The organism is Streptococcus suis (assembly GCF_019794615.1).
GTDB lineage: Bacteria > Bacillota > Bacilli > Lactobacillales > Streptococcaceae > Streptococcus > Streptococcus suis_AI.
In genome coordinates, this window is sequence record NZ_JAIMDU010000012.1 from 26,185 (window position 1) to 49,727 (window position 23,543).

At 37.3% G+C, this 23,543-nt stretch carries 23 protein-coding genes; 19 read left to right on the plus strand and 4 right to left on the minus strand.

Going from position 1 to position 23,543, the window contains the following annotated elements; translation table 11 throughout:
• Window positions 1-4: 4 nt before the first annotated feature.
• The 13 genes from purB to K6V43_RS04720 all read left to right on the plus strand — a co-directional run bounded on the left by purB (window position 5) and on the right by K6V43_RS04720 (window position 13,530).
• Window positions 5-1,297, plus strand: a complete 1,293-nt coding sequence (purB, locus tag K6V43_RS04660; RefSeq protein ID WP_024405018.1) for an adenylosuccinate lyase — start codon at window positions 5-7, stop codon at window positions 1,295-1,297.
• Between the two features lie 748 nt (window positions 1,298-2,045).
• The gene (locus K6V43_RS04665) at window positions 2,046-2,795 is read left to right on the plus strand and encodes an amino acid transporter (protein ID WP_222381965.1); all 750 of its coding nucleotides are present in this window, start codon (window positions 2,046-2,048) and stop codon (window positions 2,793-2,795) included.
• A gap of 10 nt (window positions 2,796-2,805) precedes the next feature.
• Window positions 2,806-3,393: a CPBP family intramembrane glutamic endopeptidase gene (locus K6V43_RS11635; RefSeq protein ID WP_172006754.1), complete on the plus strand. Its 588-nt coding sequence runs from the start codon at window positions 2,806-2,808 to the stop codon at window positions 3,391-3,393.
• A gap of 14 nt (window positions 3,394-3,407) precedes the next feature.
• Window positions 3,408-3,827 (plus strand): Msa family membrane protein, encoded by a 420-nt coding sequence (locus K6V43_RS04675; protein WP_172006753.1) that lies wholly within the window; start codon window positions 3,408-3,410, stop codon window positions 3,825-3,827.
• A 1-nt stretch (window position 3,828) separates the two neighbouring features.
• Complete coding sequence (locus K6V43_RS04680) at window positions 3,829-4,698, plus strand: ABC transporter ATP-binding protein (protein ID WP_130555476.1); 870 nt, start codon at window positions 3,829-3,831, stop codon at window positions 4,696-4,698.
• A 4-nt stretch (window positions 4,699-4,702) separates the two neighbouring features.
• Complete coding sequence (locus K6V43_RS04685; protein WP_172006752.1) at window positions 4,703-5,449, plus strand: hypothetical protein; 747 nt, start codon at window positions 4,703-4,705, stop codon at window positions 5,447-5,449.
• Window positions 5,450-5,453: 4 nt separating this feature from the next.
• Complete coding sequence (locus tag K6V43_RS04690) at window positions 5,454-7,166, plus strand: ABC transporter ATP-binding protein (protein WP_222381968.1); 1,713 nt, start codon at window positions 5,454-5,456, stop codon at window positions 7,164-7,166.
• Between the two features lie 107 nt (window positions 7,167-7,273).
• On the plus strand, window positions 7,274-8,542 hold the full coding sequence (locus K6V43_RS04695; protein ID WP_222381971.1) for a MerR family transcriptional regulator: 1,269 nt from the start codon (window positions 7,274-7,276) through the stop codon (window positions 8,540-8,542).
• A gap of 494 nt (window positions 8,543-9,036) precedes the next feature.
• On the plus strand, window positions 9,037-11,190 hold the full coding sequence (comA, locus tag K6V43_RS04700) for a peptide cleavage/export ABC transporter ComA (protein WP_222381974.1): 2,154 nt from the start codon (window positions 9,037-9,039) through the stop codon (window positions 11,188-11,190).
• Between the two features lie 11 nt (window positions 11,191-11,201).
• On the plus strand, window positions 11,202-12,554 hold the full coding sequence (locus tag K6V43_RS04705) for a bacteriocin secretion accessory protein (protein ID WP_222381975.1): 1,353 nt from the start codon (window positions 11,202-11,204) through the stop codon (window positions 12,552-12,554).
• A gap of 387 nt (window positions 12,555-12,941) precedes the next feature.
• A complete protein-coding gene (locus K6V43_RS04710; protein WP_024397559.1) occupies window positions 12,942-13,121 on the plus strand; it encodes a hypothetical protein in 180 nt (59 codons plus the stop codon).
• Window positions 13,122-13,322: a hypothetical protein gene (locus K6V43_RS04715; protein ID WP_024397558.1), complete on the plus strand. Its 201-nt coding sequence runs from the start codon at window positions 13,122-13,124 to the stop codon at window positions 13,320-13,322.
• Window positions 13,323-13,338: 16 nt separating this feature from the next.
• Complete coding sequence (locus K6V43_RS04720; protein ID WP_024397557.1) at window positions 13,339-13,530, plus strand: hypothetical protein; 192 nt, start codon at window positions 13,339-13,341, stop codon at window positions 13,528-13,530.
• Between the two features lie 328 nt (window positions 13,531-13,858).
• On the opposite strand, the gene K6V43_RS04725 is transcribed toward K6V43_RS04720, so the two are convergent.
• The 4 genes from K6V43_RS04725 to K6V43_RS04740 are packed head-to-tail and all read right to left on the minus strand — an operon-like array spanning window position 13,859 to window position 16,839.
• Window positions 13,859-14,728, minus strand: coding sequence for a cysteine ABC transporter substrate-binding protein (locus K6V43_RS04725; protein WP_222381977.1), 870 nt, complete (start codon window positions 14,726-14,728; stop codon window positions 13,859-13,861).
• 12 nt (window positions 14,729-14,740) lie between these two features.
• A complete protein-coding gene (locus K6V43_RS04730; RefSeq protein ID WP_222381980.1) occupies window positions 14,741-15,487 on the minus strand; it encodes an amino acid ABC transporter ATP-binding protein in 747 nt (248 codons plus the stop codon).
• Window positions 15,488-15,491: 4 nt separating this feature from the next.
• Complete coding sequence (locus K6V43_RS04735) at window positions 15,492-16,169, minus strand: amino acid ABC transporter permease (protein WP_222381982.1); 678 nt, start codon at window positions 16,167-16,169, stop codon at window positions 15,492-15,494.
• A complete protein-coding gene (locus tag K6V43_RS04740) occupies window positions 16,150-16,839 on the minus strand; it encodes an amino acid ABC transporter permease (RefSeq protein ID WP_438672046.1) in 690 nt (229 codons plus the stop codon). Before K6V43_RS04740 ends, K6V43_RS04735 begins: the two co-directional genes overlap by 20 nt.
• Before the next feature lie 97 nt (window positions 16,840-16,936).
• On the opposite strand from K6V43_RS04740, the gene ruvB reads away from it, so the two are divergent.
• From ruvB to K6V43_RS04770, 6 genes are all read left to right on the plus strand, one after another.
• Complete coding sequence (ruvB, locus tag K6V43_RS04745; RefSeq protein WP_105126703.1) at window positions 16,937-17,935, plus strand: Holliday junction branch migration DNA helicase RuvB; 999 nt, start codon at window positions 16,937-16,939, stop codon at window positions 17,933-17,935.
• Window positions 17,935-18,681, plus strand: a complete 747-nt coding sequence (locus tag K6V43_RS04750; RefSeq protein WP_222381984.1) for a GNAT family N-acetyltransferase — start codon at window positions 17,935-17,937, stop codon at window positions 18,679-18,681. Before ruvB ends, K6V43_RS04750 begins: the two co-directional genes overlap by 1 nt.
• 1 nt (window position 18,682) lies before the next feature.
• Window positions 18,683-19,297: an HAD-IA family hydrolase gene (locus K6V43_RS04755; protein ID WP_024397550.1), complete on the plus strand. Its 615-nt coding sequence runs from the start codon at window positions 18,683-18,685 to the stop codon at window positions 19,295-19,297.
• A 155-nt stretch (window positions 19,298-19,452) separates the two neighbouring features.
• A complete protein-coding gene (locus K6V43_RS04760; protein ID WP_222381986.1) occupies window positions 19,453-20,355 on the plus strand; it encodes a transcriptional regulator in 903 nt (300 codons plus the stop codon).
• 208 nt (window positions 20,356-20,563) lie between these two features.
• Window positions 20,564-21,784, plus strand: a complete 1,221-nt coding sequence (locus tag K6V43_RS04765; protein ID WP_222381989.1) for a bifunctional folylpolyglutamate synthase/dihydrofolate synthase — start codon at window positions 20,564-20,566, stop codon at window positions 21,782-21,784.
• Between the two features lie 182 nt (window positions 21,785-21,966).
• On the plus strand, window positions 21,967-23,484 hold the full coding sequence (locus tag K6V43_RS04770) for a quinol oxidase (RefSeq protein ID WP_222381991.1): 1,518 nt from the start codon (window positions 21,967-21,969) through the stop codon (window positions 23,482-23,484).
• Window positions 23,485-23,543: the final 59 nt, after the last annotated feature.

Sequence of the window (23,543 nt, forward strand, 5' to 3'; positions counted from 1 at the left end):
AACAATGATTGATCGTTATTCCCGCCCAGAGATGGCGGCTATTTGGAGTGAAGAGAACAAGTACAAGGCTTGGTTGGAGGTGGAAATCCTCGCTGATGAGGCTTGGGCTGAGTTGGGTGAGATTCCCAAGGAAGATGTGGCTTTGATCCGTGAGAAGGCGACTTTTGACATCGACCGAATTTTAGAGATTGAAGAGGAAACTCGTCACGATGTGGTGGCTTTCACTCGAGCGGTTTCGGAAAGTCTTGGTGAGGAACGCAAGTGGGTCCATTACGGTCTGACATCGACCGACGTGGTGGACACGGCTTACGGCTACCTTTACAAGCAGGCCAACGACATTATCCGTCGTGACCTTGAAAACTTTACCCATATCATCGCCGACAAGGCTCGTGAGCACAAGTACACCATTATGATGGGTCGGACTCACGGTGTCCATGCGGAGCCAACGACCTTCGGTCTTAAATTAGCAACTTGGTACAGTGAAATGAAACGCAACATGGAGCGTTTTGATGTGGCAGCCAAGGGTGTTGAGGCTGGTAAAATTTCAGGTGCGGTTGGAAACTTTGCTAACATTCCTCCATTTGTGGAAGAGTATGTTTGTGGCAAATTGGGCATTCGTCCGCAGGAAATTTCTACTCAGGTCCTTCCTCGTGACCTCCACGCAGAATATTTCTCAGCCCTAGCCTTGATTGCAACGTCTATCGAGCGTATGGCGACAGAAATCCGTGGACTACAAAAATCTGAACAACGTGAAGTCGAAGAGTATTTCGCCAAAGGCCAAAAGGGCAGCTCTGCTATGCCTCATAAACGCAACCCGATCGGCTCTGAAAATATGACCGGTCTGGCTCGTGTGGTGCGTGGTCACTTAGTAACGGCTTTTGAGAATGTGGCCCTCTGGCACGAACGTGATATTTCCCACTCGTCAGCGGAGCGGATTATCACGCCGGATACGACTATCCTTATTAACTACATGCTCAATCGTTTTGGCAATATTGTTAAGAATTTGACGGTCTTCCCTGAAAATATGAAACGTAATATGGAGTCGACTTTTGGCTTGATTTACAGCCAGCGCGTTATGCTCAAATTGATTGAGAAAGGTATGACCCGTGAGGAAGCCTATGACTTGGTGCAACCAAAAACGGCACAGTCATGGGACAATCAAGTGGACTTCAAGCCTCTTCTTGAAGCGGATGAGCGCGTGACAGCTAAACTTAGTCAGGAAGAAATCGATGAACTCTTCAACCCAGACTACTATGCTAAGCGGGTGGATGATATCTTTGCTCGACTTGGATTATAAAAAAATCAAAATTCTTTGGATTTTCCAGAGAATTTTTTTGTTTACTTGCGAATAAATAGGTGAAGGGGAAAACAAGTTCCCTCCGCTATACAATCATTCGTGAGTAAAAATAAATTATTTTTTACAAAAGTTTACGAACAGATAAGTGTGGAGGAAGCAAGTTCACAACTTATTCAAAAAAATAAAAAATTTTTCCAAAAAGTAAAATTTTTGCGAATAAGTAAGTGAGAGGGAAAACACCCCTCAAGGAGATACACACTTGAAAAAATAAATCATTTTCCAAATGATTTACGAATAAACAAGTGTAGGAAAAATGAAAGGAGAAAGAATATGAAGAAACTTTTTCGTCAAACATTGGGGCGTTGTGAATTAAACCTAGGTTTTTTGAAATTTGGTTATCGCGGTAAAGTCTTCTATTGGTAATAATACCTGAAATACATATATGTTCTAAAATCGTTATGAATCTGATGATACCGAATAAGAATATATGTATTAATTTACTAGAATAGAAAGATTGATTTTGTCTTATTAAATAATAAATAAAATAGATAGGAGATAAATATGCATAAATTGTTTGGAAAAATTGCTTCTCGTTTTGAACTTAATTTTGGTTTCTTAAAATTTGGGTACAAAGGCAAGAGATTCTATTGGTAATCATATAAAATAAAGTGAAAATTTGGAAACAAAAGAAGTTAGACGTGTATCTATTTACGCGTCTAGCTTGGTTTATAAAAACAGAGGAAAAGAAATGAAGGAATTATTAAAACCTGTTTTTCGTTCAATTTTAAGTAAGAGAGAAATAGTATTATTTTTAATTTGTATGATATATCCGTTGATAACTGCTTTAGTCAGTATTTTTCAAGCTGGTATTGCAAGTTACGCTGAAGGAGAACAGATTTCGTTTATCATGTTTTGGCAGATAATCGTGCATACTCAGTGGCAACTCACAATTCCAACATTATTATTAAGTTACAGTGTGATGAGTGTCTTTAGAAATGAAATTTCTTCAAAACGTCTGTTTTTATTTAAAGATATCGAAAAACCACTCATATTTAAAGCGAAGATCTATAACCTGATGAAAATTTTAGGAATTTTTACTATTGGTACATTTATCACATCATTTATTTGTTATTATGTGTTCATGTTGCCTCATAACTATATTTCAGGACATTTCTTCCCAAGTTCCCCCCAATCACTATCACATCATTTATTGATTATTTTAGCCCGAATAGCAGTATATGTTATTGTTATTCTTTTAGTAGCTAATCTTTCTATACGGTATAATGTTGCAGCATCGGTGCTTGGTGGGGTACTATTTATGCTATTTTCAAATGTAGCTCCTCAATTATCGTTAGGTAAATTCTTGTTTCCAACAGGGTATGCTGAGTTGGGTAGCTCAACCTTATTTGCTGTATTTGGATTAATTTTTGTTAGTGGTATCTATTGTTGCGCTTTCTATTATTTAGGAATGAGGGCATTTGAAAAAATAGAATATTAGGAGATAGTTTGTGAATACACATGCTAAAAATAATAAAATATTTTATTTGATAATAGTTGTTGCTCTTATTATGTTAGCTGGTTTAATAGCAAACATTGGTAATGTTGCATTAATAATGTTGGAAAATCTACAGAATGATAGTGGTCATTTATTTGTTAAGTTAGTAGGAATGAGTACAGGATTTATTTTAATTCCCACTTTTATTTCAAAGAAAATCGGAATCGAGTTTGAAGAGGAATTGGTTCCGTTTAGCAAAAATCAGTCTATTTTGATACTCGTTATCATTCTTCTGATGAATTCAATTTTTATTAAATCAGATGAAATTTTTACAGCACTGATTGTTGCAATCTGTGAGGAATACTTATTTCGATATGTCGCGTTTCATATTTTATTTAAGGAATATCATACGTTTTTTACTATTATAGTGACATCATTACTTTTTGGGTTATTACTTCATATAAATGGAGATTTTTGGTTAAATGCGATGATTAAAGTACCTGCAGGTTATCTGTTGTCTAGGGTAGGTCTGAAATTTGGTTTACAATATTCTATTGCCATTCATTGGTTACACAATGTAGTGGTTGGGAAAATTATTTAAGGAGAAGAATATTTATGTTGTTTGTTGTTTCCATGTTATATGCTGCTTTAGTATTTATATCCATAACATTTTTGAGCGATATGCCCCTAATTGTTTTAGCTGGTCTTCTATATGTGTTACCACTTATCGTTAGTGTTGTTGTTACGAATAAATTGATAAAACAATCTAAGAATACAGGCATAGAGAAACTGATCATGGTACCACTATTATCACTACTATTTTATATTTCTTTTGGTATTTTTGCTGAACAAAGTGGAGAATGGCAACAATATATTTTACAAAACACAGTACAGACAAGTAATTTTACAGTGGAGGTAAGTAATTCTCTACTTAATCCTTCTCAATTAATTTTTGCCACAATTCTATATTTTAGTATATTTGGATTAAATTACTATTATCAGATGCATAGAAATACAACACTAGTGGAGGCATAGTATGTTAAAAATAGAGAATTTATCAAAAAGATTTTCAGGAAATGATTTCTACTCTTTAAAAGATGTGAATCTAACGATTAATCAAGGAGATATTGTAGGATTAATCGGGAAAAACGGAGCAGGAAAGTCTACTTTATTGAAATTAATTGCAAAATCTCTAAGACCTACGGATGGGAGCATTGAGTATTTTGGACATAATATTCATCAGACAAAGCATATTCTGTCAAATTTTGGAATCATGATTGAACCAGTTTTTTATCCAGAAATGACAGTAATGGATAATTTGAAATTTTATCTAGATATTCATGGAAAAAAAGAACAATATTCTAATATTGAGAAAACACTTCGTTTAGTTGATTTATGGGAAGCAAGAAATAGGAAACCGAAAGGCTTTTCATTTGGAATGAAACAAAGGACAGCCTTGGCTATAGCCCTGGTATCGGAGCCAGAATTCTTGTTGCTTGATGAGCCATTTGTTGGACTAGATCCATTAGGAGTAAATCAATTAATTTCGATACTAAAACAGTGGTCACAAGAACGAAATATTTCAATGATTATCTCTAGTCACCAATTAGGAGAATTAGAGGCTTTATGCAATCGTTATGTATACATTGAAGGAGGCAGGCTTGAAACGGAAATGCAGATTCAATCTGCTCCAAGTGTTATTATTCAATTGAAAGATGATTTATCAGAAGTCCAATTACCTATTGAACTGTTTGAAAGTATCCAAGATGGTAAAATTGAGGTTACAATCGATTCGGAGGCGGATTATTTGAATCAATTAATGTACACACTATCCAGTCAAAAAGCCATTAAAAAAATTGAAATAAAAGAAAACCATTTGAAAGATTATTTTGAGATGGGAGACTAAAGATATGATGTTTTTTCCAGAATTACGCTCAACTTTAAGTCGTAAAGAAACCAAGATATTTCTGTCACTTTGTTTAACGCCAGTTTTATATTTGATATCAACATTGTTGAATTCTAGAATGTTCTCTTTTGCGGGGCCTGAAAATATTAAAATCGCATTTTTTGATTTTTATTATGGCCAATTTAATCTACAGTTCAACTCGATCATCCCATCTATTGCATTAGCTTTTGTTTCAATCAGTATGATGCGTCAAGAGGTTCAATCAAAAAGACTGTTATTATATAAGGATATAAATAGATTTAAAATTCTACTGATGAAATTATTAAGTATGCTTACAGTAATTTTGATTTATAGTATAGGGTACTTTATCATTTCGCTCGGTGTGTACTATCTTCAAGTTGCACATCTGCCGTATGGGAGTTTAAATTTTTGGAGTCAAGATTTTAATTATTCTATTCTTTCAGTAATCTCAGTAATTTCGTCATATGTTATTGTTGGGGTTGTGACAAGTGTGTGTTCGCTATATTTCAGGAACGGTATTACATTAATCATTGCGTTAATCCTTAATGCATTAATGAGTATCGCAATATTCTTTCCATCATTGGCCCCATTCTTTCCGAGTGGTTATGTCACTATCTTTGAAAAATCAAATATTACCATCGGCTGTTTAATGTTATTGGGCGTAGGCATTGTTTATTGTCTATTCTCTTATGTTGCAGGTGCATTTCGCATGAAAAATTTGGAATTTTAGTACTATGAAAAAAATAGGCAGGCTTATATATCGTCATCTGAAAAAGAATCTATTCATTTTAGGTATTTTATTAAGTATAACAGGTGTAATTTTGGGATTATTTGTACCAAAAGTTATCGGACAGTTCCTAGATCAGCACTTCCTTGTTGATTTATTAGAACATCCTATCAAACTGATTGGTTACCTTTCACTTTTTATCTTAATTAATGTAATAAAAGTTTTTGGTAACTATTTGATTTGTAGGGTTGGGAATTTGGCGATAAAGGAGGTACAAGTAACAATATATTCTGATTTGTTACACTCGGAAGTTTCTGCATTGGATCACTTTCAATCAGGGGACATTGCCAGTCGTCTAACCAATGATATGTCTGCTGTTTTAAATTTTATAACGGTAGTTCTTCCAAACTTATTCATGAATGTTCTTATTCTACTAGGCTCTATTTATTTTCTTTGGACTATTAGTTCCTCTCTCACTCTCATGAGTCTACTGCTGATGCCTCTTATAGCTTTAGTAATGGTGCCAATGAGCCACAAATTAGAAAACAGCTATTCAAATTATCAAAAGGGTTTGGGTGATATTTCTAGCCGTATCAGTCATAAATTTACTCATTTCCGTTTGATGAAGGCTTTTCAAGGAGAAGAATCTGAATTACATAGTATGACAGGAGCTTTTGACCGTTTAGCTCTCAGTTTTGAAAACATAATAAAATATTCAGTTGTGCAACATTCGCTAGTTAGTAGCTTAATGATGGGATTAATTATCTTAATGTTACTTGTTGCAGGAATGGAAGTAACAAACGGAATGATGACAATAGCAACACTAACAACCTTTGTTTTATACATGATGCAACTGATTGAACCTGTGATTGATATGGTTTCATCTTTGAATGAATTGACAGAATTTAAAGCGATTTCTAAGAGACTGGTAGAATTATTAGAACAGAATAAGGAAGAACAACCATTAACTGAATTGATGATTCAAGATGCTTCAATTCAATTGAAAGATGTTCATTTCTCATACAATGAAGATCAAGTATTGAATGGTCTTTCCGTGGAAATCCCTGCGGGCTCGCATGTGGCTGTTGTTGGTCCAAGTGGTGCTGGGAAATCAACGATTTTTTCTTTGTTGATGAAGTTTTATGAAGATTACCAGGGAGATATTTTGATTGGTGGTCACTCGCTATCGTCAATTTCTGCAAAACAAGTGAGAAGCATGATTTCTTATATTCCACAGGACAATACGCTTTTCCATGGAACGATTAGGGAAAATCTTATATATGGTAAAAATGAAGCTGTATCGGAGGAACGAATTTGCTTTATTTTAAAAGAGTTGGGTCTCAATAAGTTAGTTTCGGAGATGGAACAAGGCTTAGATACACAGATTCTAGAAAATGGTGCAGGTCTGTCAGAGGGTCAGAAACAACGCTTAAATATTGCGAGAGCTTTGTTACTAGAGCACCCTATCTATCTTTTAGACGAAGTAACAGCAAGCTTAGATAATGTGACGGAACACATCATTAGCAAAGCGATTGATCGTCTAACAGTTGGAAAGACACGATTGACCATTGCTCACCGCCTACATACTGTAAAAGGAGCTGACGCTATTCTCGTCTTGGATAAAAATGGGCAGGTTTCTGATTATGGGAACCATCAACAGCTAATGACTCGTAGCCATTTGTACAATGATTTTCTAAGAAACTTACCAAATGCAAGTTAATAAAGCGGGAGTGGATAGCTCCTGTTCTTATTTTTTTCTGAAAAGTCTTGACTCAACCCTAGGGGAATAGTGTATGCTTTATGTATTAACAAATATGGAGAATTAAGATGCGAGTCAAAGATGTGGAAAGGTTGACAGGTCTGTCAACTAAGGCAATTCGTCTGTATGAGGAGAAGGGTTTGATTTCTGTGGAGAGAAATCCGGTCAACGATTATCGTGACTATTCAGTGGAAAATGTGCGGCAACTTCGTTTGATTAAGTTGCTCCGCTATTTCGATTTTTCTTTATCAGAGTTAGAAGAATCTTTTACATGGTCAGAAGAAGAGTTGAAATCGGCTTTGTTGAGAAAAAAGCAAGCCATCATTCAGAAGCAAGAAAGATTGACGAATAAGATTGATTTGCTAGACCAAGTGGTCAAAGACTTGGGGAAGAATGATGGTTGGCTTGAAGAAATACAGAATTCTATTACTTATGTGGAAAGCGATGATTTCCAAGAGTTGAAAAAAGACATAGAATATGCCATGCTACCGAGTATTTGGATGACTCTTTTGCAGACGTTCATATTATCCGGTCCGATTCTTTGGTTGTTTACAAGAATTCAACAAGGCCGCCAAGAAAACCTACTCTTACTATCTATTCTCTCGCTTTTTGCTTCCGCCTGGATAACACTCCTGTGGAGAGATTATCTTGTGAATTGGTGGAAGAATCGGGACAAGGTTTGTAAGAAAAACCGCAGTCAAGTTTGGTGGATTCCCATAGCACTAGTTTCCCTTGTGGTCGGGATTGCCTGCTTTATCTTTGTTAGCTGGTTGATAGAAACTTTTTTTCTACCAAGTGATTGGCTCTTTTATGAGTATTCGATTGGTCTGAGTAAGGTTTTTATATTATTTGTCATGACTTCTCTTATATTACTTTTTGGAAAACTGGTGAGACTGTTGAGGCTGTCATGGAAATATCTACTTGCTCTGATAGGAAGTTGTATCTTGTTGATGGTTCTGCTAATTAGTACAACAACAGCTGTCACTAATAATCGTATCATTGAAATTAATCTGATTGTTCCGTCCAAAGAATTTGTTTACAGCGATGTCAAGTCGGTCTGGACAGGATTTGGGACAAAGTTGTTTACACTAGATGAGACTAAACGACAGGGAACATTTAGCTACTGTATTGATTTAGATGGAGAAGAAAAAGTGTTCATGCAACCGACTGTCAATCAGAAATTAGTGTCAGATGACACCTATATTGAGCTAGAAGAATTTGATCAGCGACTGATGGAATTGGGAATTCCCAAAGAAAGTTCGGCAGCAGGTAGTCAATACAATGATTTGGATCCACATTATGTAGAGCGATTTTTACGGATTATTGAAAATAAATAGTTTTGAGGGTTTATTCTGATTCATCTCTCTACAGTTTGAAAAGTTTATTCCTCATCATTGTGAAGAAAGCGAAACTTCAAGGAAGGGGCTGGGAAAATTCGAAATCCAACTAATATTTTTTAACTTTTATAAATAATAAACCGCATGAAATCAACGTTTTTAGGCGAAAGATTTCATGCAGTTTTGTTTATTTTGGACTTTTTGCTCAGCTCCCTCTCATTTTTATTTTTAAAATCATACATTAGAAATGAGTTGACTAGTTGACAATAACGTTATTGGTCACCCAAAGTTATTAATCCAGGGTGGAAATGTGTCAGTGGCTAAGATACTACAAAAGACGAATATATCCTCATCTTGATTATTGCTTCTGTTGGGCTTAATCCTAGTTCAGCAAATAAAACTAGTAGTGTTTGTTTCATTTTCCACTTTCTTTTTTACGAATAAATTAATTGAGGAGGCTCTTCTCAAAAATTGTGGTGAAAAAGGGAATAGGTATGAAATTTGGAAAACGTCATTATAGAGCACAAGTAGATACACGAGACTGTGGTGTAGCAGCGCTTGCTATGATCTTGGAATATTATCGTTCTCATCATTCTTTAGCAAGTTTGCGAGAAATGGCAAAGACAACTATGGAAGGCACGACAGCATTTGGTTTAGTAAAGGTTGCTGAAGAGCTAGGGTTTGAGACGCGTGCGATTAAGGCAGATATGTCTTTGTTTTCGATGAGGGAAGCGGTCTATCCTTTCATTGCCCATGTGGTAAAAGATGGCACGTTACTACATTATTATGTTGTCATTGGGGCAGATAAGAAATATATCTATATTGCAGACCCGGATCCATCAGTGAAATTAACAAAGTTATCCCATGAACAATTTGAAAAGGAGTGGACAGGAGTTTCGCTATTCATGGCTCCCAAACCGGAATATCAACCTCATAAAGAGAAGAGTCATGGGTTACTTTCTTTCATTCCATTGTTGACTAAACAAAAGGGATTGATTACAAATATTGTTCTCGCAACGCTCTTGGTTACTTTCATCAACATTGTGGGCTCCTATTATTTACAATCCATTATTGACACTTATGTTCCAAATCAGATGAAAACAACATTAGGTGTCATTTCAGTCGGTTTGGTGGTTGTTTATGCCCTGCAACAATTGTTATCTTATGCCCAAGAGTATTTATTAATTATTCTTGGGCAACGACTCTCTATTGATGTGATTTTGTCTTATATTAGACATGTTTTTCATCTACCAATGTCATTTTTTGCTACTCGGCGAACTGGGGAAATTGTTTCACGATTTACAGATGCCAATTCTATTATTGATGCTTTAGCTAGTACCATACTATCAATATTTTTAGATGTATCGATTGTTGTGGTTGTTTCGGTAGTGCTATTTAGTCAGAATGTCTATCTTTTCTTTATTTCCTTATTGGCATTGCCAATCTATACTCTAATCATTTTTGCGTTTATGAAACCATTTGAAAAGATGAATCAAGAAGTGATGGAAAGTAATGCAATTCTTTCTTCGTCTATCATTGAAGATATCAATGGTATTGAAACCATAAAATCATTGACAAGTGAGAAACAACGTTATCAGAAAATTGATAGAGAATTTGTAGATTATTTACAAAAATCATTTGCATACAACAAGGCCGAAGGGCAGCAAAAAGTGTTAAAGCGCTTGGCCCAACTCGTATTAAATGTAGCTATTCTTTGGTTAGGAGCTTGTCTTATTATGGATCAGAAAATGACTTTGGGGCAGCTGATTACCTTCAATACCTTATTGGTCTATTTCACGAATCCATTGGAAAATATCATCAATTTACAAACTAAACTACAGACAGCTCAAGTTGCCAATACCCGCTTGAACGAGGTCTATTTGGTTGAATCGGAATTTGCTGAAAAGAAATCTGTGACGGACCTTTCGTTACTTTCGGGGGATATTGAATGCAACAAAGTGCATTATAAATATGGCTATGGTAGGGATGTTTTGACAGATATTAATTTGAAAATTAAACGAGGGGAAAAGGTGTCCTTTGTTGGAGTTTCTGGTTCTGGGAAGACGACGTTGGCTAAAATGATGGTGGATTTTTATGATCCTTACAAGGGTGAGATTCGATTAAATAATGTCAACATTAATCAAATCGATAAGCAAACACTTCGTCAGCATATCAATTATCTTCCACAGCAACCCTATGTTTTTAATGGGACAATTCTCGAAAATCTATTGCTAGGTGCAAAAGAGGGAACAAGTCAAGAAGATATTTTGTGGGCTGTTGAAATGGCATGTATTAGAGAAGATATTGAAAAAATGCCACTGAATTACCAAACGGAATTGACTTCTGATGGAGCTGGAATTTCCGGTGGACAAAGGCAGCGAATTGCCTTGGCGCGTGCCCTTCTTACGGATGCCCCTATTATGATTTTGGATGAGGCAACCAGTAGTCTGGATATTTTGACAGAGAAGCGTATTGTGGACAACCTATTGTCATTGGACAAAACACTGATTTTTATTGCTCATCGTTTAACCATTGCAGAGCGTACTGAACATATTGTTGTGCTAGATAAGGGAAGAATTGTAGAACAAGGGAGTCATAAGGAATTGTTAGACAAGCAAGGGTTCTATGAATATTTAGTAAATAGTTAGGAGAGTGAGAGATGGACCATCATCTGTTAGAAAGTGCGGAATTTTACAACAGACGTTATCATAATGTAGCCAGTAGAGTGATTATTCCTAGTTGTGTATTGTTTTTGTTTCTCATTCTTTTTTCAATCGTTGCTAAAAAAGAAATGACCATTTCAACAAGAGCAACCGTAGAACCTGTACAACGATTGGCACAGATTCACTCAACCAGTAATCATCAGATTCTGAGGAATCATTTATTCGAAAATCAAGAGATTTCAGTTGGAGATTTATTAGTAGAATATCAATCAGAGAATGAGCAAATCCAAGAAGACAAGGTCAAAGAAAACATAGCTGTTTTGAAAAATCAGATTTCTCAACTCAATGTCTTGAAGAAGAGTTTGGAATCGGGAAGTAATCAATTTGAGAAAGAAGATCAATATGGTTATTCTCAAATGTTTAAGGATTATTGCAATCAATTAGAAACATTGGCAAGTACGATTGATCAACAAAATGCAACGATTGCATCTCAAAATCAAGCCGCAAAACAATCACAATTGGAATTGGAAAAAGTAATGCATCAAACGGAGAAAGCCTTAGCAGACTATAGAGAATTGAAATGGGCCATTCAGTCTGATGGTGTCATTGATGAGGAGAATGTTGGCTATTCAATCTATGCACAGTATCAGTTAGCACAATCAGAGGATGCAGTTGCCAGTCAAGAATCATTCGTCGCTCAAATCGATAATCAAATCAGTCAAGTAGAGACTCAACTGGCCAGTTATAAATTGCAATATGCTGGTGCAGGAGTACAACAATCGTATACGAATAGTTTGGATAGTCAGTCGGCATCATTGGAAGCTCAATATTTAACCAAGGTTGGTCAGGAAATGACCTTGTTGTCTTCTCAATTAAGAGAACTAGAAGCAACACTTACGGTTCAAAAACAAGCAATGGATAAGACAAAAATTATTGCTGATCAGGCAGGGGTTGTTCATTTAAATACAGAAGTTGAGGGCTCAATGATGATTCCAGAAGGAACAATTATTGCATATGTTTATCCCGTTCTAACGGAAGCTAAGAAAATGAAGATTACAGCATATATTCCTTCGAAAGATATTGCAAGTATCTCATTAAAGGATAATATCCAGTTTTCATTACAAGGGAAGGGAGAGAAACGACTAGCACTGCAGTCCAACATATCAGAAATTGCAAGTACTGCCATTCAAACGGAAGCTGGTAATTTTTTCAAAGTTGAAGCAGAAACCAGGATATCAACAGAAATGGCTGAACAATTGAGGTATGGAATGGAAGGCCAGTTTGTCGTGATTACAGGTAAGAAGACGTATTTTCAATATTTCATAGATGAATTTTTAGGTAAGGAATAGAAGAAGGGTATGTCTATCAGATTGATAGACATACCCTTTTTTATACTAGTCGTGAAAGATTCCGCGCTTTGAAGTTAGTGAATTTCATTCTCATTGAGTAGTAATAAATGATATTAAGGAAAAATTGTGGTTTGTTTACGAATAAGTAAAGTGAGGGAGCTATCCTTCACATGTCACAATGAATGGAAAGGAGGGGAAGGATATACTGAGGTATGTATGTAATGTGCAAGGGCGTAACATACCAACTATTTGCTTGAAAATACAATTCATCAATTCAATGTCAATTAACGGGCCTCCAGTTGTCGAGTAAGATAGTTCAGAGAGCAAATTGTAATCTGATTGAAAACCAACACAGATATATTACAAATAATAAGGAGGAAAAAATAGATGTTTGGTGAATTAGAAATGAAGTATCCATTGGTAATGGATGAACAACTACAAGAATCTTCAGGAGGTAGCATCTTTTTAGGAGTTGCAATAGCAAGTGGTGTTGCAATTGCTGGAACCTATATTTTTGGAGCATTAGATGGTGCTTTTGAAGCGAAAGCGAAACGAAGAGGCTACTAGATGGGGAATATGCTGCAGTCGATTGATTTGGGGTTTCAAAAGCTGAATCAGCTTTATGATCAACAATCTCCTGTTGTAAAAATAGTTACTTTTGTTGCAGGGGTTATTCTTGTATATTGCCTAGCAACACTGGTGTTAGGACCAGTTTATTCTGCTGGGAAAGACTTTGGTCGCTATGTTTACAATGCAATGTTTAGGTAAGAAAGGAAAATAAGCAATGAATAATTTTGGAAAACTGGAAAATCAGTTCCTATGTCTAAGTGATACTGATTTACACTATGTAAGTGGCGGTAGTTATAATTTTAAAGTTGATGTTGATAAGTTAGTAGATTATGCAACTCGTGCTTTTGGTAGTATTTATAATGCAGGAAAAAGCTTTGGTCGCAATTGGTATAATGCATTTTACTAATCGTGTATTGATTCAAAAATGGAAAAGTGAAGAGTAGCAGACTGTATCTTAAAATAAAAAACTAGAAAAGGATATAAGACAGGAGCGTAAATAAAAAAAATAAGCTCAACTATTCATTTTAGTTTTCCTTAAGCTTGGCGAGTTATACTATATCCAAGCTAGAAATAACAGAAATACTTTTCACCTAAAGGTGTCTCTAGCTCTAAGTCGCAAGCGACAAGAGCTAGGTATCATATAATCTCCTGAGAGCAGTCGGCAAAAGTCGGCTGTTTTCATTTTTATCAAAAAAAGATGCAGACTAACTCTGCACCTTATTATTCTTCAAATATTATTTAACAACTCCACCTTCTACAACAAGATCATCAGCTTGAGCAGCATCACCATACACTGGTTGAAGAGTTTCTTGGTAGGCTTTATGGAAGAATTCTTCCTCACCAAGTTTTTCAATTGTTTGGTTGATGAAATCAAGTAATTCGGTGTTTCCTTTTTGGACGGCAGGAGCGATAGTGTCTACATCTCCTAGCGCTTTTACACCAACCTCGAAACCTTTGTTTTCCAAGGCCCATGCGAGAACTTCAGTATTGTCTGTACTCATGGCATCGCCACGTCCGTCTAAGAGGGCAGCATAGGCTTCGCTGTATTGGTTGTATTTTTGAAGTTTGACTTCTGGGTAATTCTCTTCGAAATAAAGTTCAGCTGTGGTACCTTTGCTGACGATGAGGGTTTTACCATTGAGTTGTTCTGGATCAGTGATGACAGCAGAGCTTGGAGATACAATACCGAGGGATACTTTCATGTAAGGAAGGGCGAAGTCTACTTGTTCTTTTCGCTCATCTGTTACTGTGAAGTTGGCTAGGATGATGTCAACCTTGGCAGAAGTGAGATACTCCACACGGTTTGCGGCTTCGACAGGGACGTACTCTACCTCAACGCCCAATTCTTTTGCCAAGCGGTTGCCTAGATAGACGTCATATCCTTGGTATTCACCATTTGCATCCACATAGCCAAATGGTTTCTTGTCACTGAAAACACCGATTTTGACTGTTCCACTTTCTTTGATTTCTTCAAGAGTACGTGCGGTTGCACCGCTTGTTGGACTGCTGGAACTAGTTGAAGAACCGCTTGCGTTGCTGCAGGCAACTAAAATAACTGCAGCTAAGACACTAAAAATAGCAAAAATAGGTTTAAAAATTTTCATAAAATTCTCCTTTTAAAAATGATTAAAGTCAAAAGTTGTTAGAAAGGCTTGAGCCCGTTGTGTTTGTGGATGTTGGAAGAAATTCTGAGCGGTATTTTCTTCGATAATTTCTCCCTTGTCCATGAAAATGATGCGATCAGCAATGGCGCGTGCGAATTCCATTTCATGCGTCACAATCAGCATGGTCCGTCCTTCTTTTGCCAAATCATTGATAAGAACCAAGACTTCCCGAACCATTTCTGGGTCAAGAGAAGCAGTGACTTCATCAAATAATAAAATTTCAGGATGCATCAGGAGGGAACGAATGATAGCTACCCGTTGCTTTTGCCCGCCAGATAATTCTCTGGCATAGCTATGTTTTTTATGCTCTAGTCCTACCCGTTTGAGCAAGGTCTCGGCTTCTGCTTGGACCTCTTCTTTGTTGCGTTTTAGGGCTTTGACAGGAGCAAGGGTCAGATTTTGTAAGACATCCATATGGGGAAAGAGTTCATAATCTTGAAAGACCATGCCAATTTTTTGACGAATATCCTGTAGAGAAAGTGATCCAGACAGAATAGATTGGCCATCTAATAAAATATCGCCCTCTTGAATGCCTTCAAGTTTGTTGATGCAACGGAGTAGTGTACTCTTTCCACAACCAGAAGGTCCTAGGATGACGACGACTTCTCCTTCCTTAACGGATAAGGAAAGATGATTGAGAATAGTTTGTTGACCAAAGCTTTTAGTAATATTTTGTAATTCTAAGACAGGATGGCTCACGACTTCACTCCTTCCAAATCGATTCAAGATAGCGAGAAAATGCAGATATTGGGAAACAAATCATAAAGTAAATACAGAAAATCACACCGTAAATCCATAAGGACACGCTTGGGGAGCTAGTCCTGTAAAAATCAATAATCTGTTGTCCGATTTTATTGACTTCTACTACGCCAATGAGGATAACCAAAGAGCTGGTTTTGATCATGCGGGTGACCAAGTTAATTGCCTGTGGGAGTAGTCTTCGTAGAACTTGTGGAATAATCACATACCGATAAAGACTCCCTTTACTCAAACCAAGAGCTAGCCCACTGTCGAATTGGTGTTTAGGTAGAGAAGTGATGGCTCCTCGGACCAAATCTCCCATTTCAGCTGTACCCCATAGTGAGAATACAATAATCGCGGCCAATTCACCTGAAATATTGATATTGAATCCCCGTGCTAATCCAAAGTAGAAAAGAAAGAGTAGAACCAGCTGGGGTACAATTCGAATGGTTTCTAAATAAATCCGTGACATCCATACAATCAGCTTAATTTTTGAAGTCATGATGATGCCAAATACTAGTCCAGCAATGGTGGAAATACCGATAGAGAGAAAGGAAATCCAGAGTGTGACACTCAGTCCGACTAATAGCCGTTGTAAATTATTCCCCTCTAGTAAGACTTTAATGCCCATATCCTGCATGGCGAATCCTCCTTTCAAGATAATAGAAGAAGAGCGAAAGCGGTAGCAAGATGATTAAATAGGAACTCACTAGGAGAAAGAGCGCTTCGTCTGTTTCGTATTGTAGTCCAATCAAATCTTGAGCGACATACATGAGGTCCGCCAAGGCAATAATGGAGAAGACGGAAGTTTCTTTGATGAGAAAGATAATATTAGCACTAAATGAAGGCAAGGCGATAGCTAGTGATTGAGGTAGCAAAATATATAGGAAAATTTGCCAATTTGTTAGTCCCAAACTAGCTCCGATTTCTATCTGACTTTTCTTGATAGCTTCAAAGCCACTGCGGAAAGATTCTGCCATGTAAGAACCACCAAGAAAAATTAATCCAGCAATTGCACAAACTTCTGCATCAAGTACAATTCCTAATCGCGGTAAACCATAGTAGAGGAAGAAAAGTTGAATGACCAAGGGGGTATTTCGAGACAATTCAACATAAGCTGTAGAAATCTGTTGAAAAACTGGAATACGATAATAACGGATGATACTAATAATCAAACCCAAGCCCAAAGCGCCTATAATCCCGAAGAATGCGAGTCTGATCGTTAGAATGAATGCCTCTTGATAGAGTGGAACAGATTCTCGAATAAAGGTCCAATCCAGAATGTGCACCTCCTTTGTGAAGTATTTCATTAATAGTAACATAGATACCTCTGCTTGAAAATTTTGTTTTTTTAAAGAGGGATATAAGTTTTTCCTATCAGTCAATTTGCTATGTTATAATAGAGGTATGACAAGAATTTTAGATATGGAACCGATGCAGGACGAGGAATACGTTGAGCGTACCTTACGTCCGCAAAAATTAAATGAATATATTGGACAAGATAAGGTCAAGGATCAGCTGAAGATTTTTATTGAAGCTGCCAAATTACGGGATGAAGCCTTAGACCATACTCTTCTTTTTGGACCTCCAGGGTTGGGTAAGACCACCATGGCTTTTGTTATTGCCAATGAGTTGGGAGTTAATATCAAGCAGACCAGCGGTCCTGTTATTGAGAAAGCTGGCGATTTGGTTGCATTACTCAATGATTTGGAACCGGGAGATGTTCTCTTTATCGACGAAATTCATCGTATGCCAATGGCGGTTGAGGAAATTCTTTATAGTGCCATGGAGGATTTTTACATTGATATTATGATTGGATCTGGAGAAGCTAATCGCTCAGTACACCTGGACTTACCACCCTTTACTTTGATTGGTGCTACCACACGTGCAGGGATGTTATCCAATCCACTGCGGGCTCGTTTTGGTATTTCTAGTCACATGGAGTATTATGAGTTGGCTGATTTGACTGAGATAGTCGAACGCACAGCAGATATTTTTGAGATGGAGATTACTCACGAAGCAGCGATTGAGCTGGCTCGTCGGTCAAGGGGGACCCCTCGTATCGCTAATCGCCTTCTTAAGCGGGTACGGGATTTTGCCCAGATTATGGGAGATGGGTTGATTGATGAAACGATCACTGATAAGGCTTTAACGATGTTAGATGTGGACCGTGAGGGGTTGGACTATGTGGATCAAAAGATTCTCCGTACCATGATTGAGATGTATGACGGTGGTCCTGTCGGCCTCAACACCCTATCGGTCAATATCGCTGAAGAGCGCGAAACAGTGGAAGATATGTATGAACCCTACCTAATTCAGCAAGGTTTCCTCATGCGGACCCGGACGGGGCGGGTCGCGACCGCCAAAGCCTACGAGCATTTGGGCTATCCATATAGGGAAAAATAATGGCAGAGCAGATGAGACGAGTAGCTAGCTTATTTGGAGACTGGCCTGAAACCCTTATTTGGACCTGTTTAGAAGGCACAATGGGGCAAGTTTATGTTGATGATAGTCAGTCGCCCCAGTCAGCTCTAGCTCTTTATGGACGGCAGAGCTTCTTTGGTTTTTTGGCCGGAAAACCAAATCTAGACTTGCTAAAAATGTGTGAGGGAAAGGATATTATTTTAGTCCCCCAAACCCAAGCCTGGTCTGACTTGATTGAAGGGACATACGGAGACAGGATTAGGGCCTTTACCCGTTATGCAACGAAGAAAGATACAGCCTTTGACCTCGGGTATTTACAGTCTTTGGTAGAGAATTTGTCAGCTGATTTTGAATTATATCCGATTCATTCAGAGCTTTACCAGACTTGTTTACAGGAGGAATGGTCACGTGATTTGGTTGGCAATTATGCGGATGTGACACAGTTTTTGGAGTTGGGGCTAGGCTATGTCATCGTGCACAAGGGGCAAGTTGTTTCTGGTGCTTCGTCTTATGCCAGTTATTCAGGGGGGATTGAGATAGAGGTTGATACTAGAAAAGACTATCGAAGGATGGGTTTGGCAGCAGTTTGTGTTGCCAAATTGATATTAGTCTGTCTAGTGCGTGGTCTCTATCCTAGCTGGGATGCCCATACTCTGACTTCCTTGAAACTCGCAGAAAAAATGGGCTACCAATTGGACAAGCCCTATCAAGCATTTGAATGGAGATAAGATGACACCGACATTTATTTGGGATTTGGATGGAACACTTCTGGATTCGTATGAAGCGATTTTGGCTGGAATTCAGGAAACCTATGAGCAATTTGAACTTCCTTTTGACCGTGAAGAGGTGAGAAAATATATTCTCCGCTATTCTGTTAAAGACTTGCTGGTGCGTGATGCAGATAAGTATGGTCTGGATAGCGATGAACTCAACCGTGTACGAGCGACGTCCTTGAAAGAAAAGAATACACAGATTCCCTTGATGGCTGACGCGCGTGAAATTCTGGATTGGACAGCAGAGAAAGGAATTCAAAATTTCGTTTATACACACAAAAGTGACAATGCTTTTCAGGTTTTGGAGGATTTGGGTGTCCGTCACCATTTCACAGAAATCTTGACCAGCGATTCTGGTTTTGCTCGCAAACCAAGTCCAGAAGCTCTGCTATTTCTCATAGACAAGTACGGTCTGGAAAAGGAACATACTTACTATATTGGTGACCGTCTGCTTGATGTGGAGACAGCTATTCATGCGGGAATACACAGTATCAACTTGCAGATTGACGGGATAAAAGAGAACAAAAAGATCACCAATTTACAGGAGATTGTGGAGCTAAATTTTAGTTAGAGGTGGAGTTTATATCTCAGCCTCTATTTTTATGTGCACATTGTTCGTTCTATTCATATTGTTAACGGTATCATATTTATAAGCGCAAAAAAATATATTGTGAATTTATTAACGAATTTGTTATAATATACAAAAAATACTTAGGAGGATAGCGGGTGAACGATAAGGAATTTGGGCAACGTGTGAGATATTTACGGGAGAAATTAGCCATTACGCGTGAAGAATTCTGTGAAGATGAACTAGAATTATCTGTTCGTCAATTGAGTCGTATAGAAGCGGGACAATGCAAACCAACTTTTTCAAAGATAGGTTTTATAGCGAGCAGGTTGAATATGGGTTTATATGAGCTTATGCCGGATTATGTTCAACTTCCGGAACGCTATTCGCGTCTAAAATATGAGGTATTACGAACTCCTACCTATGGAGACCAATTTTTGGTAGAGCAACGTAATCAAATGTTGACAATCATTTATGATGAATATTACGATGAGCTCCCAGAAGAAGAACAAATAGCTATTGATGCTTTTCAGTCGACAATTGATGTATTTGAAACACGGTCTAATCAATTTGGAAAAGAGATTTTGGATGATTATTTTGACCAAGTTCATCGTAAAGAAAAGTATTCGATAAATGACTTGTTAATCATTCGACTATACCTTGAGCATATTAGAAATAGGGAAACTGACGCAACAATCTATCACTATTTTTCCTCACTTGTTACCCATCTGCCTAATCAACAGGAGGTAATGGATTCAGAAGAGTTATTTATTCTAAGGGATGTTATATTAATCTCAATAGGGATTTTAGGAGATCGAGAAGACTATGAGAAAATCCCGTCTCTTTTTGATGCTTTAGATAAAATAATGGTTTTAACTCAAGATTTTCAAAAGAAACCTATCTTAAACTTATTGAAGTGGAAATACGAGCTCCACGTTAATAAGAACCGAGATGCCGCACAGAGTTACTTTAAAGAGGCTACCCTTTTTGCGAAGCTCATTGGAAATGATCATCTAGTTCACAAAATTAAAGAAGACTGGGAAGAGGATTCACGACTTTAGGACAAAAATGTCCTGTTAACTTTACCTAGCTTCCATTAAACTATAATAAAAAAAAGTTTAAAGGAGATAGCTAGTGATTACAGTTTTTAAATCAATCTGTGTGTTTGGTACTGGTTGGCTTGGCTGGTGGGGATTGTAAAAAATGTCATAAAAAGCTAACTACGTAGTTAGCTTTTTTGTTATACTAGACAGTATGTAGGAGGTGGCTATGTTAGAAAATTGGTTAAACACCAAACAAGGTCAGGTTTTTCATTACAAGATGGAAAAGATTGAGTATTCCCTAGAACTGCTAGGGAATCTCCAGTTTGCAGTTCCGGTCATTCATGTCGCTGGAACCAATGGCAAGGGATCGACTATTGCCTTTATGCGCCAGCTATTTCAGGCACATGGCTTGCGTGTCGGAAGTTTTGTATCCCCCCACATGGTGAGTGTACACGACAGGATTTGTATTGACAGCCAGCCCATTTCAGACCATGATTTTCAGCACTATTTACAGAAAGTCTACGATTTGGAGCAGGAAGTCGCCACTCGTTATGAGCCTTTTCGCTATTTTGAGGTCATGGTGCTTATTATGTTCCTCTATTTCGAAGCTCATCAACCCGATGTGGCACTAGTAGAGGTGGGCATCGGAGGGCTTTTGGATACGACCAATGTCGTGGCACCAGCTCTAAGCGTTATCACCTCCATCGGCATGGACCATCAGGATTTACTAGGCTCGACTTTAAGGGAAATAGCAGAGCAGAAAGCAGGGATTATCAAAGAAAACGTGCCTGTCGTCCTTGGACCACTTTCTCCAGAAACCACAGCTATCTGTCGCCAAATTGCCCTTGACAAACAAGCACCTGTCTACCAATTTGGTCAGGAATTCACCTATAAAGCAAGACAGTTCAGCAATGCGGATATTGATCTGTCAGAATTGGTTCTGGGTCTGGCTGGCCATCACCAAGAAGAGAATGCGGCCGTAGCCCTACAAACTTTTCTACTCTATATGACCAATATCCAAAAAGACATTCAACCTCAGTTGATTCAACAAGCCCTTGCCCAAACCAGCTGGCCTGGTCGTTTGGAATTGGTTGCTCAAGGGCCAAAAATCTATTTGGACGGAGCCCACAATGTCCCCGCTATCGAATGTCTGGTTGAATTTATTCAAGAACAAGAAGAACCTGTTACTATTCTCTTTTCAGCCCTTCGGCGTAAGGACTTTAAAGAAATGTTGGGATTGTTAGAGAAAAGACTGCCTCATGTTCCCCTTATTTTGACTAGCTTTGCTTATGACGGTGCCTTGTCTGAGGAGAATCAACAAGATCGAGACTTTGTTGCGGATTATCAACAATTTATTGAGAAGTGGCAATCTGAAGGGCAAGGGATTTTGATTATCACAGGTTCCCTTTACTTTATATCGGAAGTTCGTCGGAAGTTTATAAAATAAGCAACTTTTCAAATAGAACGGTTGAACATTGTAGAAAAAAGCTTCTCAAAGGAACAAAAAACGCCAAAGAGCCTAATTTTTTGCGAATTAGCATGGAGTGAATATGTTTAGATCTCCCGATAAGAAATGACATGCAAAGCGCTTTCTGTTATAATGGAGGAAGTGAAATCAAGGAGCGAATTATGACCGAAAATGAAATTGATGACTTAACTGTCAATTCAACTCTTTCTCGTAGGCAAAGACGAAAGAATAGGATTGAATCGATAAATATTCAAGAAAAAACAGGAAAGAAATTGCCGAGACCTAAAATGTGGTTGGTTGTGATTTGGAGTTTGGTTTTAGCTTTGACCAGCGTCGCCAATCCATTTTTGTCCTCCTTTGCAAATAATTTACAAAGTCAAAATCTATATGCTGGAATGGCTATGCAGATGGGACAAATTCCATATGAGAATTTTTTTGGAACTAAGGGGGTACTATACTACTTATTGGTTTCTCTAGGGAGCTCTTTTGGAACAACATGGATACTTGTAGGGTTACAATTTATTGCTTTAGTACTCTCCGGAATTTACTTTTATCAAATAATCGCATACATTACCCAGTCAGAAAAACTATCAACGAGTTATAGCAATTGGTTTTATTTACTATTACTAACGATCAATTTTGGTGGTCTGTATGCTGGTATGTTTGCTCTTCCTTTTATAGTAACAAGTATTTGGTTTTTGATACGTTATTTTGATGATGCTATGAAGGATGAGTGGTTTATTTTATATGGAGCTGATGCGGCGCTAGTATTTCTTATTTATCCGAAAAGTTTGATTTTTTGGTTGATAGCAGGAGTAGTTTTACTGGTATTCAACAGTCAAAAACATCAATTGTCACGGGGAATCTATCAGTTTTTAGCGACAATATTTGGCTTTCTCTTTATCATTTATTTAGTTGGATATTACGCCTTTGAGTCACAAATTTTAGGAACGGCTATCCAACAGACTTTTCTATATAATCTACAGTTAGATTTTTTCAATGAAGACATAAGGTGGACTTTAGTAATTGTTGGGTGTTTCATGATTCTTTCAGGGTTTTTGAAAAATATTTTGCAAACAATTTTCTCCTTTTGGAAAAAAAGTTACACTCACATGAAAACCATTTTATTACTTACTTTTTTAATACAATTACTTCTCATCATAGGGTCTCCAGATTTTCATTGGAATCAGTTACTACTACTTTTACCCTATGGTTTTGTACTAGGTGCATTACAACTCATACCAGAACAGACTGAAACAGTTTCTAGCTATTTAAGGCAACATTTTTTCTTGCCTCTTCTTATTTCAATTGTAATGGTTGTACAACCACTTTATAGCTATTATTTGCAGAAAGATGTTAGGGTTGAAAGAGAACAAATTGCATCTATTATAGCAGAAACAACCAAATCTTCGGATAAAATATTTACATGGGATAATAGTGCCTCAATCTATTTAGAAAGTCGACGTGTATCATCCACAAGAATTATAGCAGCTAAACCATATCTAAATAATGAAACAAACAAAAATAATTTAATGTATGATCTTAATAAAAATGAGGCAATTTACATTGTTGTAAATAAAGGCATTGCTATGTCGAATGAAATGAAAGATTATATTGAACTTTATTACAGTCCCGTAGAATCGACTACACATTTTACTTTATATCAAAAGAATGAATGATTGCTCAGGCAGTCATTTTTTCTTTAGCCTATCTGGGAAAAGGAGGGAAAGTGGATATG